The organism is Streptomyces sp. NRRL F-525, from assembly GCF_000716605.1.
GTDB lineage: Bacteria > Actinomycetota > Actinomycetes > Streptomycetales > Streptomycetaceae > Streptomyces.
The window spans coordinates 133,931-147,905 of sequence record NZ_JNXE01000001.1; the positions used below are offsets into that span (position 1 = coordinate 133,931).

At 70.1% G+C, this 13,975-nt stretch carries 7 protein-coding genes; 1 reads left to right on the plus strand and 6 read right to left on the minus strand.

What is annotated here, in order from left to right:
* Nucleotides 1–20 precede the first annotated feature (20 nt).
* From OO69_RS00645 to OO69_RS53810, 3 genes are all read right to left on the minus strand, one after another.
* A complete protein-coding gene (locus tag OO69_RS00645; protein WP_033278323.1) occupies nt 21–788 on the minus strand; it encodes an ABC transporter ATP-binding protein in 768 nt (255 codons plus the stop codon).
* Nucleotides 761–1,654 carry an ABC transporter permease gene (locus OO69_RS00650; RefSeq protein WP_033278324.1) on the minus strand — a complete coding sequence of 298 codons (894 nt, stop codon included), beginning with the start codon at nt 1,652–1,654 and terminating at the stop codon, nt 761–763. Before OO69_RS00650 ends, OO69_RS00645 begins: the two co-directional genes overlap by 28 nt.
* A 129-nt stretch (nt 1,655–1,783) precedes the next feature.
* Entirely contained in the window at nt 1,784–1,867 is an 84-nt protein-coding gene (locus tag OO69_RS53810) for a putative leader peptide (protein WP_315986669.1), read from the minus strand.
* A 181-nt stretch (nt 1,868–2,048) separates the two neighbouring features.
* Between OO69_RS53810 and OO69_RS00655 the strand changes: the two genes are divergently transcribed.
* Complete coding sequence (locus tag OO69_RS00655) at nt 2,049–2,471, plus strand: secondary thiamine-phosphate synthase enzyme YjbQ (protein WP_033278325.1); 423 nt, start codon at nt 2,049–2,051, stop codon at nt 2,469–2,471.
* Between the two features lie 128 nt (nt 2,472–2,599).
* On the opposite strand, the gene OO69_RS51160 is transcribed toward OO69_RS00655, so the two are convergent.
* The 3 genes from OO69_RS51160 to OO69_RS00670 form a co-directional block, all read right to left on the minus strand.
* Nucleotides 2,600–3,154: a hypothetical protein gene (locus OO69_RS51160; protein WP_158713342.1), complete on the minus strand. Its 555-nt coding sequence runs from the start codon at nt 3,152–3,154 to the stop codon at nt 2,600–2,602.
* Nucleotides 3,155–3,174: 20 nt separating this feature from the next.
* The gene (locus OO69_RS00665; protein ID WP_078652240.1) at nt 3,175–9,327 is read right to left on the minus strand and encodes a DNRLRE domain-containing protein; all 6,153 of its coding nucleotides are present in this window, start codon (nt 9,325–9,327) and stop codon (nt 3,175–3,177) included.
* A 1,141-nt stretch (nt 9,328–10,468) separates the two neighbouring features.
* Entirely contained in the window at nt 10,469–13,696 is a 3,228-nt protein-coding gene (locus OO69_RS00670; protein ID WP_033278327.1) for an alpha-L-rhamnosidase, read from the minus strand.
* Nucleotides 13,697–13,975 lie beyond the last annotated feature (279 nt).

Below are 13,975 nucleotides of genomic sequence, written 5' to 3' on the forward strand. Positions count from 1 at the left end.
GTGTGGTGCGTGGGGGGAGTTCAGGCGGCTTCGGCGGCGGTGTCGACGCCGAGGCGTTCCAGGAGTCCGGCGCGCAGTTCGGCGAACCGGGGGTCGGTGATGTCGCGCGGCCGGGCGAGGTCGATCCGCTGCTCGTGTGCGATGACACCGTCGTCCATCACCAGGACCCGGTCCGCGAGCAGCACCGCCTCCTCGACGTCATGGGTCACCAACAGGACGGCGCAGCCCCGCCGTTGCCACAGTTCGCCCACCAGCCGCTGGGCCTTGATCCGGGTGAGCGCGTCGAGCGCTCCGAACGGCTCGTCGAGGAGCAGCAGATCGGGCTCGCGCACCAGAGCGCGGGCCAGCGAGGCCCGCTGCGCCTCACCACCGGACAGCGTCTTGGGCCAGGCGTCGGCATGATCCCCGAGCCCGACCTCCGCCAACGCCCGCTCGGCTATGGCCCGTTCGGGCTTCCCGGGCAGTCCGAGCAGGACGTTGCGCCACACCTTCTTCCACGGCATCAGCCGGGGCGCCTGGAACGCGACGGCCTTGCGACGCGGCACGAGGACGGTGCCCTCGATGTCCCGGTCCAGCCCGGCGAGAATGCGCAGCAGCGTGGACTTGCCGCAGCCGCTGCGGCCGAGAAGCGCCACGAACTCGCCCTGCTGTACGTCGAGTTGGAGCTGGTCGATGACGGAGCGGCCGTCGAAGGAACGGGTCAGCCCCTCGACACGTACCGCCTGCGTGGTCACCGGCGAGGAGGTCGCCTCCTGCGGGCTCACCGGCCCGTGAACGTCGGTCGCCATTGCAGCAGCAGCCTTTCGAGGGTGCGGACGAGGAAGTCGGCCAGCAGGCCGAGGAAGGCGTAGACGATCAGACAGACCACGATCACGTCGGTCTGCAGGAAGTCCCGGGCCTGCACCATGAGGAAGCCGATGCCGGCGTCCGCGTTGATCTGCTCGGCGAAGACGAGGGCCAGCCAGGCGATGCCGAGGGAGTAGCGCAGCCCGGTCATCGCGTTGGGCAGCGCGCCCGGCAGTACCACGTGCCGTACGAGCCCCCAGCGGGACAGCCCGAGAGACTCGCCGGCCTCGATCAACTGGCTGTCCACGCCCCGGATTCCGGCGTAGACGTTGAGGTAGAGCGGGAAGGTCACGCCGAGGGTGATGATGGCGACCTTGGGGGCTTCGCCGATGCCGAACCAGATGATGAACAGTGGGATCAGCCCGACGAAGGGCACGGTCCGCAGCATCTGCACGGGTGCGTCGACCAGGTCCTCGCCGATCCTGAACAGGCCGGAGACCAGGGCGAGTCCGGTGCCGATGACCGTTCCGAGGAGCAGCCCGACGGCGACCCGCTGGAGCGAGGTGGTCATGGCCGAGGGCAGTGACCCGTTGTCGACGAGATCCCAGCCGACGTGGGCGATCCGCCCGGGCGAGGCGAGTACGTCGGAGGTCAACACGCCTGTGCTGCTGAGGAGTTGCCACAGTGCGAGCAGGACGAGTGGGCCGGTGGTGCGGCGCAGCCAGCGGGGTACGCGGGTGCGGCGCGAGGAGGTGGGGACGAGGGGGACGAGATCGAGGGGAGCGGGATCGTCCGAGTCGGCCTTCGATGTTGATATAGGGGAAATGTCGGGCCCGGAGGAATCGGGCGGGGCATGACTGATGCTCATGGGTGCTCCACGGGTGGGGGAGAGCGTCCGGTGAGGAGGGGGGTACGCCTCAACGCCGCCGCGTCACGACGGTGTGCACGGGCGCGACGGAGTGCGGGAAAAGAAGAAGGGGTGAGGCGGAAGAAGACGTCAGCAGCCGCGACAACACGCGGCGGAGGCCACCCGCAGCAGGTCGATGTGACCGCGCGTGGTGAGCAGAACTGAACGCAACATGCGGCCGAAAATAGGTCAGATGGCGTGCCACGGTCAACGGTGTCTCGCGGACTGGACCCTTCGTATCACGGGCCGGTCGGCCGAGCGGGCGTGGAGCCCGAGGGACGGGTATTGAGCGGGCCGGCAGCCCGAGGGACGGGTGTCGAGCGTTGAGCCCGACGGATGGTTCAGGATGGGAGGCATGTCAGCTGCCTTCACCACCCGAGTCCTGAACGTCGCCACCGGTTCCAGGGAGCGGGTCATGGACCTGACCCGCGACTGCGAGGCCTTCCTCCGGGAGGCGGCGGCCGGCCGCGACGGCCTCCTCAACATCTTCGTCCCCCACGCCACCGCGGGCGTCGCGATCCTCGAGACGGGCGCGGGCAGCGACGACGACCTCCTCGCCGCCCTGCACACCCTTCTCCCCGCCGACGACCGCTGGCGGCACCGCCACGGCAGCCCCGGGCACGGCCGCGACCACGTCCTCCCGGCGTTCGTACCGCCGCACGCGACGCTGCCGGTGGTCGGCGGGCGGCTGGAGTTGGGGACGTGGCAGTCGGTGTGCCTGGTCGACACCAACATCGACAATGCCAACCGGCACGTGCGGTTGAGCTTCCTGGGGTGAGTTGGATCGTCCTGGGGGTGGCCCCGGCGGCTTCGGCATCTCCATCGCGTCCGGACTCCACCGCGACGACGTCGGCCGTCAAGACCACCACCGTGGACTTGACGGCCGACGTCGCGAAAGCTCTCGGATCAGCCCTTCTGGAGCTGCCCGCGTCGTGTGTCGATCAGTGCCCGGTAGTCGTCGTACCAGGCGGCGGTCGTGGCCCTCGCGCGCACCTCGCGTGCCTGGCGGTACCGGCCGCGGTCACGGCGTACGGCCTCCGCCACCGCCCAGGCCGCCAGGGCGGGGAGCAGCCAGCGGATCCAGGGGACCGGCACGAAGGCGGCCGCCGCCGCGCCGATGCCTCCGGCGACGGCGAAGGAGATCCGCAGTCCCCAGATGTGGGCCCGCGGTCCCGGTGCGGAGCGGTCGGTCCGATCCTCCTCGTCGGGTCCGTCGTCGTCCTCGGGCAGCGCGTAGAGCCACGCCAGGCGGCCCAGCCGGGGAGCCGCCAGGACTCCCCACAGCGGCAGGTACAGCACCGAGGCGAAGGCCACGGCGCGTACCCCGTCCGTCGGGACGATCCACGCCAGGACCGCGCAGCCGACCGCCACCGCGACATGCATCCAGGGCAGGAGAACGCCCTTGGCCGCGAGATCGCCTTCGGCGCGGGCGAGTTCCTTCATGTCCACAGCTTCTGTCATCCGTTCTGTCACCCGCTCCGTCACTTGTTCGCCGGATAGACGGCCATCGCCGGCCAGTAGAGGGTCACGCCCAGTACCTTGCCCTTCTTGATTCCGATGGTGAGTCTGACGCCCCGTCCCTTCGCCTTCGCCGCGGCCTTGATCATCTGACCCAGGGCCTTAGCGCTGCCGGCGAGGAGTTCCACGGCGACCCGCAGGATCTTGGCCGCCCAGTGGGGGACGAAGGCCAGGTAGTTCGCGAGGGCGGCCAGCAGTCCGGCTCCGCCGATGAGCGTCTTGCCCAGCTTGGTGGCGGTCTTGTCCTTCAAGAACCAGGACTTCTTCTTGTGCCAGGAGGCCAGCCCGTCCAGGTCGTACAGGGTGATCGGGTCGGCCGGGTAGACGTACGCGTTCGCGTTGCCGCCGTGGACCGGGTCGGGCTGGAGGAAGCGGCCCGTGGCCGGGTCGTAGACGCGGGCGCCCATGAGGGTGTGGCCGCTGAGCGTGTCGGACGAGCGCAGGTGGCCGCCGAGCCAGCCGTAGGTCGTCGCGGCGGTGGCGTCGAGGGCGTTGCCGTACTCGTCGTAGCGCTGGACGGTGCTCGCCACGCCGGTGTCCAGGGGCTGTTGGACCGTCACATCGCCGTGGATGTCGGCGAGTTGGAGGATCGTGCCGCCGGACGCCGAGGTGGTGGCGGCCAACGTGCCGGTCAGGTCCCCGACATGACGGGTGACGGTGTCACCGGTCTTGGTCCAGGTCGGGCTGTCCTGGGTGTTGCCGTAGTGGTTGACGACGGTGGCGGAGGTCGTCCAACTGCCGTCGGTGCCCTGGGTCTGGGCGGTCCGGACGGCAAGGCGTCCGGCGGCGTCCAGGGTCCAGGCGTTGCGGCCGGTGCCGAGGGTTTCGGTGGCGACCAGGTCGTTGGTGTAGTACGCCAGGGCGGTGCCGCCACTGGCGGTGGTGCGGCCGAACGCGTCGTACGCGTAACCGGAGTTGACCAGGCGGTCGGCCGAGTCGTAGGTGTACGACGTGGTGGCGGTCGTCGCGTCGGAGGTACTGCTGTCGCAGTCGTCCGAACTCGCCGTCAGGGCCTTGCGGTTGCTGTTCGCGTCGAAGGTGTAGGCGCGGGTCGTGCAGCCGGTACCCGTGGTGTCGGCGGCCTGGGTGAGGCGGCCGGCGGTGTCGTAGGTGTAGTCGGTCCGGGTGGTGGAGCCGTCGGTCCGGACATGGCCCGCCTGTCGGCCGGTGACCGTGTAGTCGGCGGTGTCGGAGGCAACGGTCGTGCCGTCCGAGGTGGTGTATTCCCGCCCGGTCTCCTGGCCGGCCGGGTCGGTGGTGACGGTGAGGGTGTAGTCGCCCGGCAGGGTCTCGGAGGCCAGCGTGCCGTCGGCGTCGTAGGTGCCGGTGAAGGTGCCCGCGACCGAGTCGGTGAGCGTCTTCAGGCTGCCCGCGGTGCCGTAGGCGTAAGTGACCGTCGACGGGGCCGAGTCGGTGGACTTCACCGGGCGGTCCAGGGTGTCGTACGCCGTGGTCGCGGTGTTGCCCGCGCCGTCGCCGTAGGAGGTCTGGCGGCCCAGGTCGTCATAGCCGTAGGTGATGGTCTGCCCGTTCGACGCCTGTGCCGAGATCCGGCCGGTGGCCCCGTCGTAGGTGATCGTGGTGGCGGGGGTCGTCGAGCCGGTGCCGCCGGTGACCGCCGTCCTGGTCGGGCGGCCTGCCGCGTCCACCGTGTTGGTGGTGGTGCGGGTCACGCCGTTCGCGGTCTCCGCCTTGGTCGCGGTCTGTCCCCAGCGGTCGTAGGTGTAGACCGTGGAGACGACCTCGGCCGGGTTGCTGCCGCCGCCGGTGACGGCGGCCGCGGGGGCGGTCCTGCAGAGCAGGCCGTCCCAGGCGGCGGAGGCGCAGGTGCCCGACGCGCTCGCGCTGTAGTAGGTGTACTGGAGCGTGCCCGCGTCCGATCCGGACGAGCCCGCGGTGCGGGTGGTGGCCACCCGGCCCGCGTCGTCGTACGTCGTCACCAGGGCGCTGGTCTCGGCACCCGTGGTCGCCTTCTCCTGGCCGGTGGACCAGTCGTAGGCCGCGGTGGTCGTGGTGGTGTCGGCGTCCGTCGCGTAACCCGCGATCGTCGCGCCGGTCACGGCGGAGGTGACCAGGCCGGAGACCGCCGCGTCGGACGGCCTGTTCTCGTCGTAGGTGTACGCCGTGTGGGTGCGGGCCGGGAGGACCGTGCCCGCGGCGAGGGTGGACTCGGTGGTGGTTCCGGTGAGTTCCCGGGTGAGCGTGACCTGGTGGAGCGGGCCGTACTCGTGGGTGAGGCGCTCGCCGTCCGGCGAGTACTCCGAGACCGTGGCGAGTCGCTGGGCGCGGTCGGCCGTGGACAGGCCGGTCAGACCGAGCTCGGCCGACTTGTCGGCGGAACCGCCCAGCGCGAGTTCACGGTTGGCGGCGGTGAGCTCGGTGGCGATGTTGCCGAAGGCGTCGTACTCGGTGGCGGTGATGGCGCCGCCCGGGCTCGCGGTGTTGGTCTCCTCGCCGTTGGCGTTGATGTAGGTGAGGGTGGCGCGGCTGTACGACGTCGACGTCAGGTCACCGCCGGTGCTGGAGGAGGGGACGCTGTCGGCCGGGAAGACGGCGGTGGCGTCGGTGGGTGCCTCGTCCTGGGCCCAGGTGGCGACCGTGGCGGCGTCCATCTGGTGCGGGGCGGTGGTGCCGGAGAGCGGGACGTCGTAGACGACGGTGGTTGTCGCGGTGCCGGACGTGGTGCTGTCCGAACCCTCCGCGAGGGCCGCGCGGGATGCCTTCAGCAGCATGCCCGCGCCCGCGGTGAGGGCGGATCCGGCCTTGCCGTAGGTGAAGGTCCACGGCAGTTCGCCGGGGACGGTGAGGGTGGCGACCCTTCCGTCGGAGCCGTAGGTGTACTCCGTCTTGAGGGTCGGGCTGATGCGCGGGTCCCAGACCTGCCGGAGCCTGCCGTCGGCGGCGTAGGCGTACGACGTGACGGTCTCGGCGGTGGCGGCGGACGCGGTGGGGCCGGTGGCCCAGAGCTTGATGGACTTGACCTGGCCGGTGTGGTCACCGAGCGCCGAGCCGGTGGCCGTGGTGCTGGTCGCGTAGACGAACTCCAGGACCCGGCAGCCCTTCGTGGACGGTGTCGCCTGGCAGGTGGCCACGGTGACCGCGCCGGTCGGGGAGATCACGTACTTCGGGCGGGCCAGGGTCCGGCTGTCCGAAGTGACCGTCTCCGAGACGGTGGTGACCGTGGTGTTGTCCACCGCCGTGGCGGAGGAGGACAGGGTCCAGGTCGTCGCCGCGCTCGCCGCCTTGGTGAACACCGTGGTGTTCGCGTCCGTGTCGGTGAGCGTGAACTTCGTGCCGCCGAGCGTGCCGGTGAGGGTCAGGACCTCCGCGCCCGTCTCCGAGGTCCAGCCGCCGTCCGCGTTCAGGGTGAACGCCACCGCGCTGCCGTCGGCGGAGAGCAGTTCGACGGAGGTGTCGGACGTCTTGCGGACCTGGGTGTAGTCGCTCGCCTCGCTGGTGACGGCGGAGCTCCAGCCCGCTCCGAAGATCTGGGCCTGGCCCTCGGTGTCGGTGTCGTTGGCGCGGGAGGAGTACGTGCGGTCGACACTCGCGTCGAACGCGGTCGCATCGGTGGCGGACAGCGTGAGGTCGCCGGTGAGCTGGTTGACCTCGCCGGGACCGACCCGCGCGCCCGGTGCGGTGCCCGCGTCGCGGTCGAGGGTGACCTCGACGGTCTGCGAGTGGCCGGTGGTGGTGCCGTCGGTGAAGGCGGCGCGGAGTTCGATCGCACCGTCCTCGGACAGTGAACCGACCGTGTTCCAGACCAGTTTGGTGGCGGCGCCGCCGGTGACGGCGACCGGCCAGGCGGATACGGCCGTGCCGGAGGCGGTGACGTCGCCGACCGGGACGGTGTGCCAGGTGTCGGTCTCGCCACGTCGGTACTGCCAGGTGACCCCGGTGTAGGTGGTCAGGCCCTTGGCCGAGAGGGTCAGGCGGCGGGCGGTGGTGTCACCGGAGGCGGGGGAGAGGATGGCCGCGCCGTCCGCGCCCACACCGAAGCTGTAGGCGGTGGTGACTGCAGAAAGGTTTCCTCCGGAGTCGACGGTGCGGGCGTGGAGCGTGTGCCAGCCGTTGGCCGGGGAGATGGAGACGGTGGCCGCGTCGCCGCCGTTGCCGTCGGTGGTGTCGAGCTTCTTGTTCGGCAGGCTGCTGTTGTCCAGCCCCCAGTAGTAGCCTGCGCCGTCCGCGGAGGAGGTGTCGATGGTGCAGGAGACGGGGCCGTCGGCCTTCGCCGTCCAGCCGTTCTGTCCGTACGTGTCACAGGTGACGGTCGGCGCGGCGGGCAGGCCGGTGTTCATCACGAACGTCGTGTAGCCGGTCCAACTGCCGTAGTCCGTACCGTCGTAGGCCCGCACCCGATAGCGCAGATGCACGCCTGCCGGGAAGGCGGAGGCCGACGGGATCGCCAGCTTGGCCGTCGAACCGGAAGCCACCGAGGACGACGTGCCCGTGTACGAGTACGTGGTGTCCGCGTACGCCGGGTCCGCCGTGATCTCGAACTGGCCCTTGCTGCTGGACCCGTCGGGGTCGGTGACCTTCGCGGAGAGAGTCGGGGTGAGCGAGGTGACGTACCGCTTGCCGTTGTAGGCGTTGACCTGCGAGGGCGAGATCGCGAGCGAACTGGGCGTCGAGGGATACGAGTTGTACGTCACCGTCAGGTGCGGCTCGGTCGAGCCGTCCCCGGAGACGTAGTTGGCGGAACGGAAGCGGCGCCAGGTGAGACTGTCGGTCTCGTCGGCGGAGGCGATCCGCAGGCCGTGGTTGGCGGAACCGTCCGCCCAGGCCTGGACGATGGCGTCGATGTCGAAGTTCATCGTGCCGCCGGGGCAGTCGCTGCTGGAGTAGCCCAGCGCGGCCTTGTTGGTGATCGCGCCCGTCGTGGTGGTGGAGGGCTGCTCGGACCAGGTGATGTCCGACGACGACCACGTCGAGGTGATCCGCCGGACCTGCGTACCGGCTCCCGAGGTGGCACAGGTCGAGGAGTAGTACGAGTACAGGGCGAGGTTCGTGTCGGTGATGTGCTTGCCCTTGAACTTCGACACGTCGAACTTCAGGTACGAACGGGCCTTGGTGGTCCCCGCGTCGTACGTGCCCGACTTCAGCTCGGTCGAGGAGACCTGCGAGTCGGTGTAGTTGGTGGCCACCCAGGTGTCCGTCGTCACCGCCAGGGTGGAGGTGGGGTCGACGGTGACCGGGTAGGTCAGGTCCTGCTTGAAGTAGTCCGCGTCCGGGGTCAGGACCAGGGTCTGCGAACCGTCCTCGGCTGTCTCGACCTTTGTGTCCACCCGGGCCTGGTACCTGGATTCCCCCGAGGCCCTGTCGGTGGAGGAGTCCCACATCATCGGCGCCGGGGCCTCGGCGACCAGTTCGCCGTCCGGGTCCTTCAGCAACAGGTGTCCGGAGTCCGCCTCGGACAGCTCAAGTCCCTTGAGTTCGAGCGGAATCCGGTACTCGGGGACACTGTCCGGCGCGGCGTCCAGGACCACGTTCTGGCTGAAGCCCTGCGCCAGCGCGGTGACCGTCAGGGTCTCCCCGTCACCCAGGTCGTAGGAGGCGGTGTCGTCCTTCACGGTCGGCGTCGGCAGCTTTGACGCCCAGCCCAGACCGAAGGATCTGGAACCCTTGTCCACCGAGACCAGGGAGGTGTCACCCCCGTCCGACACCGCGATGTCGGCCGCCGCCACGGACGGCTCCAGCGACCCACCCGTGTCCGACAACGACGTGTCGATGTCCTGCCAGATACTGCCGACCTTCTGCCGGATCGGCGCCGCATACGTGGACGTCTGCAACTCACCAGACGGCAGCGCGTACGTTGTCGAGGTCGCAGAACGCTCCGACAGCACCTCGATCTTCCGGTCCTGAAGCCGGGCCATCAGCAACGCCGCATCGACCGAATCCGCCGCCGAAGCGGCCGACTTGGCGCTGTCCGAGGCGGCCGTCCGTGTCTCCGCGGCGCCCTCGGCGGCGCCGTCCGCCGCGAACGCGGCCCCCGTCCCCAGCGACACCAGCGCGGTCTCCGCCACCAGTACGGCGGCCACCGCGAGTGCGGTACGTCTCAGCCCCTGGCGGAACGTCCGCCCCCCTGAGGCCGGGACCCATCTCCCCTTGAGTCTCATCACTTCTCCTGCGATCTCTCCGTGCGCTCCATGCGCCACGGTGAAGTAATGAAACAGCAAAGATATGTGAAAGAACCTCTGAAGAACCTCAAGTGATCACCAAAGAGGCGATCTTGAGGCGGGTTCGACGATCAAGAACCGCATCAATCGGAATATTCGCCCAAGAATCGCTCCATGAGGTGGAACTCGGCTGATCCAGCCGCCGCCCGCCGCCTCGATCCGGGCGGCAGTGAGCAGCACCCGGTCCCGGCCGACGTGACGGACCGGGCCGGGGAGGTGGACGCTGCGGCTCGGCACGGGTACGCGGGGTCCAGGCACGTGCCCGGCGGTCTACCCCGGGCCGCTCCCAACGGGGTGTTGTCCGTGGCCGGTTGTGGTGGCGAGGATGCTCTCCGGCGATGGCGTTCACGAAAGTCGGGGAGGTCTTGGGGACGGTGGTCCCTCGTGCCCGGGGCATCGAGCACCTGGCCCGGCCGGGCGGCGCCCCGCACCACGCGTGACCTGGGAATGGCTGGCTGCCCGGCCTTGGCCAACACGCACTTGAACGTCGCTCAAGCCTGTCCCGGAACCGCCGAAGTCCGGTGCGAGGAGGCGTAGTTCAGCGCTCAGGGGGGCGACCGGGTGGAGGCCGCCTCTGGTGTCGTCCTGCGGCTTCCCGGGGGACCTGGGGCATCGAACGGTCGTGGCCGTGCGCCATGCCGTGCTGCGGAGCTGCCCGTGCCATCGCGCCGACGGTTCTCTACCTCCTGTTCGGGCCCAGCGCCGGACTGTGGGCGGACGGTCGCAGGCACCGCCGCCGTGTCATGATCGCCGCCGACCTGGTCCGCTTCACGCTGCTCCTCGGTCTGCCCCTCGTGTGCGCCTTCGCCGCGTTCCTCACGGCCCCCGGCGCCTGGGACGCTCCACTGTCCCCACACGGCATCGAGGCCGAGCCGTCAACCGGCGCTGAGCCGCGCACAGTTGAACCCGAGCCGATCAGCGGGACAGGTAGGAAGACGCCCGTGCCTCGGCCCCGCGCGCCGGATGGGCGACGGCATCATCCACCTCGAGAACCTGAACGACGCTGCTTCCGTTCTTGGCGCGCCGCCGCAGGCCGAGCTGCCCGGCCCGGTGACCGCTCCGGGCAGCCGTGCCGCCTTGGTCAGGTGGTGAAGCGGTGGGTGCCGGAGCCGACCCGGTACACCGCGCAGCCGTCCTCCTGGCGCAGGTAGGTCCCGTGGGTGCGGGTCACCGCGTCCGGGGAGGACGCCGGGATCCACACCTCGGCGGTCGTGTTGGGCGGCACCGCGCAGGTCAGCGCGAAGCGGCCGGACCGCTGCCGCCAACGGGTGGAGACGGGGCCGTAGACCGAGGTGAACGTGGCGCCGGCGGTGGTGACGGTGCCGCCGGGGCGGGGGCGGACGACGATCTCGCGGTAGCCGGGCCGGCCCGGCGAGATGCCGGCGATGTTCGTGTACATCCATTCCCCCACCGAGCCGTAGGCGTAGTGGTTGAAGGAGTTCATGCCCGCGTCCTGGAAGCTGCCGTCGGGCCTGATGGAGTCCCAGCGTTCCCACATCGTGGTGGAGCCCCGGTCGATCTGGTAGCCCCAGCTGGGGAACGAGCGCTGTTGGAGGAGGCGGTAGGCGACGTCGGTGTGGCCCGTGTCGGTCAGGACGGGGAGCAGTCGGGGAGTGCCGAGGAATCCCGTCGACAGGTGCCAGTCCTTGGCCTCGATCAGGGCGACGAGGCGGTCGGCCGCGGCCTTTCGTGACGCGTCCGGCAGCAGGTTCATCGACAGTGCCAGGACGTACGCCGTCTGCGTATCGCCCTTCACCTTGGCGTCGGAGGTGACGTACGCGTTCTGGAAGGCTGCCCGGATCCGCTCGAAGAGATCGACGTACGGGGCGGTGTCCTCGCCCAGTTCGCCGGCCATCCGCGCCGCGAGGTCCGCGCTGTGCGCGAAGTACGCGGTGGCGATGACGTCCTTGGGAGTCTCGTCGTCGACATTCAGCCAGTCGCCGTATCCCTGGTCAGGGCGCAGCAGTTGGTCGCTGTTCTTCTCCAGGTACGTCAGCCAGGTCCGGACGGACGGCCAGGCGTCCGCGAGGACTTGGCGGTCGCCGTACGCCTGGTAGAGGGACCAGGGGACCGTGACACCCGCGTCGCCCCAGCCGGCCGTTCCGTTGCCGACCGTGCCGACCATCGGCGCCACGTCCGTGAACGCGCCCTCCGCGGTCCGGGAGTCTCGGAGGTCGACGAGCCACTTGGACAGGAAGCGGGCCGACTCCATCGTGTACGCGGCCGTGGGCGCGAAGACGTTGATGTCTCCCGTCCAGCCCAGGCGCTCGTCGCGCGCGGGGGTGTCGGTCGGGACGGAGAGGAAGTTTCCGCGCTGGCCCCAAGTGATGTTGTGGTGCAGCTGGTTGAGCATCGGTACGTCGGTCTCGAAGTCGAGGGTGAAGGGGGCGGACGTATGCATCACGCGGCCGGTGACGGCCCTGGCGGTGGGAGTGCCCGGGAAACCGGTCACCTCCACGTACCGGAACCCGTGGAAGGTGAAGCGCGGCTCGTAGACCTCCTCCTTCCCGCCGCCCTTGAGGGTGTACGTGTCGGTCGCCGCCGCGGTCCGCAGGTTCGCGGTGTAGACGGTGCCGTCGGGGTTGAGCACCTCGGCGTGTCTGAGCCGGACGGTCGTGCCCGCCTCGCCCGAGACGCGCAGCCGCACCGAGCCGACCATGTTCTGGCCCAGGTCCAACACGTAGACGCCGGGCTTGGGTTGGGTCACGGTCTTCGGTGTCAGCTCCCGCTCCACCCGCACCGGACCGTCGACCTGCGCGACGATCAGGTCGGGGCCGAGGTCGCCGACGCCACCCATGCCCCGCACGCCGAGCCACGCCGTGTCGTCGAAGCCGGGCGAGGCCCAACCAGGGGTCTCCTTGCGGGCGTCGTACGTCTCGCCGTTCAGGAGGTCGGCGGTGACGATCGGCCCCGGGGCGGCCCGCCAGTCGGCGTCCGACACGATGCGCTCGCTCGACCCGTCCGCGTACTCCACCTCCAACTGCGCCAGGAGCGCCGGGACTTGGCCGTACTGGCCGGGTCCGAACATGCCCACGTTGCCGGCGTACCAGCCGGGTGCGAGATACGCGCCGAGGGCGTTGGTGCCGGGCCGCAGGAGGTCGGTGACGTCGTACGTCTGGTACTGGACACGGGTGCGGTAGTCCGTCCAGCCGGGGGCGAGTTGGTCGAGGCCCACCCGGCTGCCGTTGAGGTGGCTCTCGTACAGGCCGAGCGCCGTGGCGTACAAGCGGGCGCGGGCCACCCTCCTGCGGGGCAGGCGGAATTCGTGGCGCAGTTGGGTGACGGCGTACGACACCGGGACGACCCGCCCCCACGGTCCGGCGCCCCAGGCCGCCGCCACCCGGACGGCAGGCCAGGCCCCGTCGTCGAAGCCCAACTCCCGCCATCCGTCGGCCGGTTCCTGGTCCGTGGTCTTCCAGGAGGCGTCGGTGAACACCTTCTGCTCACCGGAGGCGGTCCCGACGACAAGGGTGGCGACGAGTCCCGCCGGGCCTACCGTCGCGTTGGTGGCGGCGACGGCGATAACGTTGTCACCGGCCCGCACGCGGTCCAGCACGTCGATCACCGCCGGGCGTTTCCAGTCCTCGTTGTCGGTGTCGAGGTCGGTGTGGGCGACCTCGACACCGTTGAGGGAGACGGCATATACGTTGTCGGCGGTGATGGCGAGCGTGGCCGACGTGATTCCGTCGGGCAGTTGGGCGGTATGGCGGAACCAACGGGTGGCCGCCGGAACGCTGTTGGTCGGATCACCCTCGGGGAACCAGATCCAGGAAGCGCCCTCGAAGGACGGCGCGTCCACGAGGCTCGCCGGTGCGGAGATCCAGCCGGCGCTCCACTGCCCGGCATCCATCAGTCCGGTCTCCCACCACGAGGGCGCGCTCCAGCCGGAGATGTGCCCGTCGGCGTCCCACACGCGGACGGACCAGTGGTAGCGCGTACGGGGCTTGAGAGCGGGACCTCCGTAGGACACCAGGACGGACTCGCCGGACGTGACCTTCCCGCTGTCCCAGACGTCCGGGAGGGACAGACGGGACGCGGTGGTGGCGACGCGGATCTGGTAGGCGCTCTGGCGCGCGTCCACCGTGTCGGACGCCAACGGCCAGCTCAGCCGGGGGCGTTGGGCGTCGATCCCCAGCGGGTGCTGGACGTACTCCACGGTCGGCACCGTGACGCGCAGCCCGTCGCGCTGTGCCTGTGTCTCCGCCTGCGCCTGTCCGGATGCCGGTGCGGCCATCGCCGGCACGCTGTCCACGGTCACTGCCGCGACCGTGGCGATCGCGCCCGCGAGCATGTTCCTCCTGCTGATCACTACGACTCCTCACTCGCACGGAATGGGATGAATCGATTCAGAAATGAGAGGCGTGGGTAACGTAGATCCTGGTGAGGCCGGGGTCAATCGTCGTGCAACTGTTTTCGTGACAGGGCTACTTCGCGATCGACTCGGGTGGGGTAGGCGCGCGAGGTGGATGCGAGGGAATTGAACGGTTTCAATCGCGCGCGGGTCAGGCCCTCAGGGGCAGTGGCGGGAACTCATGGTCCTGCCAGAGCCGTCGCGAGGTCTCCTCGGGTTACGCGGCGACGGTGGGCG

What these genes read in the sequence shown, in the direction of transcription:
- OO69_RS53810 (WP_315986669.1), bottom strand. Translation starts at nt 1,867, where the DNA reads ATGTTGCGTTCAGTTCTGCTCACCACGCGCGGTCACATCGACCTGCTG.
- OO69_RS00645 (WP_033278323.1), bottom strand. Translation starts at nt 788, where the DNA reads ATGGCGACCGACGTTCACGGGCCGGTGAGCCCGCAGGAGGCGACCTCC.
- OO69_RS00665 (WP_078652240.1), bottom strand. Translation starts at nt 9,327, where the DNA reads ATGAGACTCAAGGGGAGATGGGTCCCGGCCTCAGGGGGGCGGACGTTC.
- OO69_RS00655 (WP_033278325.1), top strand. Translation starts at nt 2,049, where the DNA reads ATGTCAGCTGCCTTCACCACCCGAGTCCTGAACGTCGCCACCGGTTCC.
- OO69_RS51160 (WP_158713342.1), bottom strand. Translation starts at nt 3,154, where the DNA reads ATGACAGAAGCTGTGGACATGAAGGAACTCGCCCGCGCCGAAGGCGAT.
- OO69_RS00650 (WP_033278324.1), bottom strand. Translation starts at nt 1,654, where the DNA reads ATGAGCATCAGTCATGCCCCGCCCGATTCCTCCGGGCCCGACATTTCC.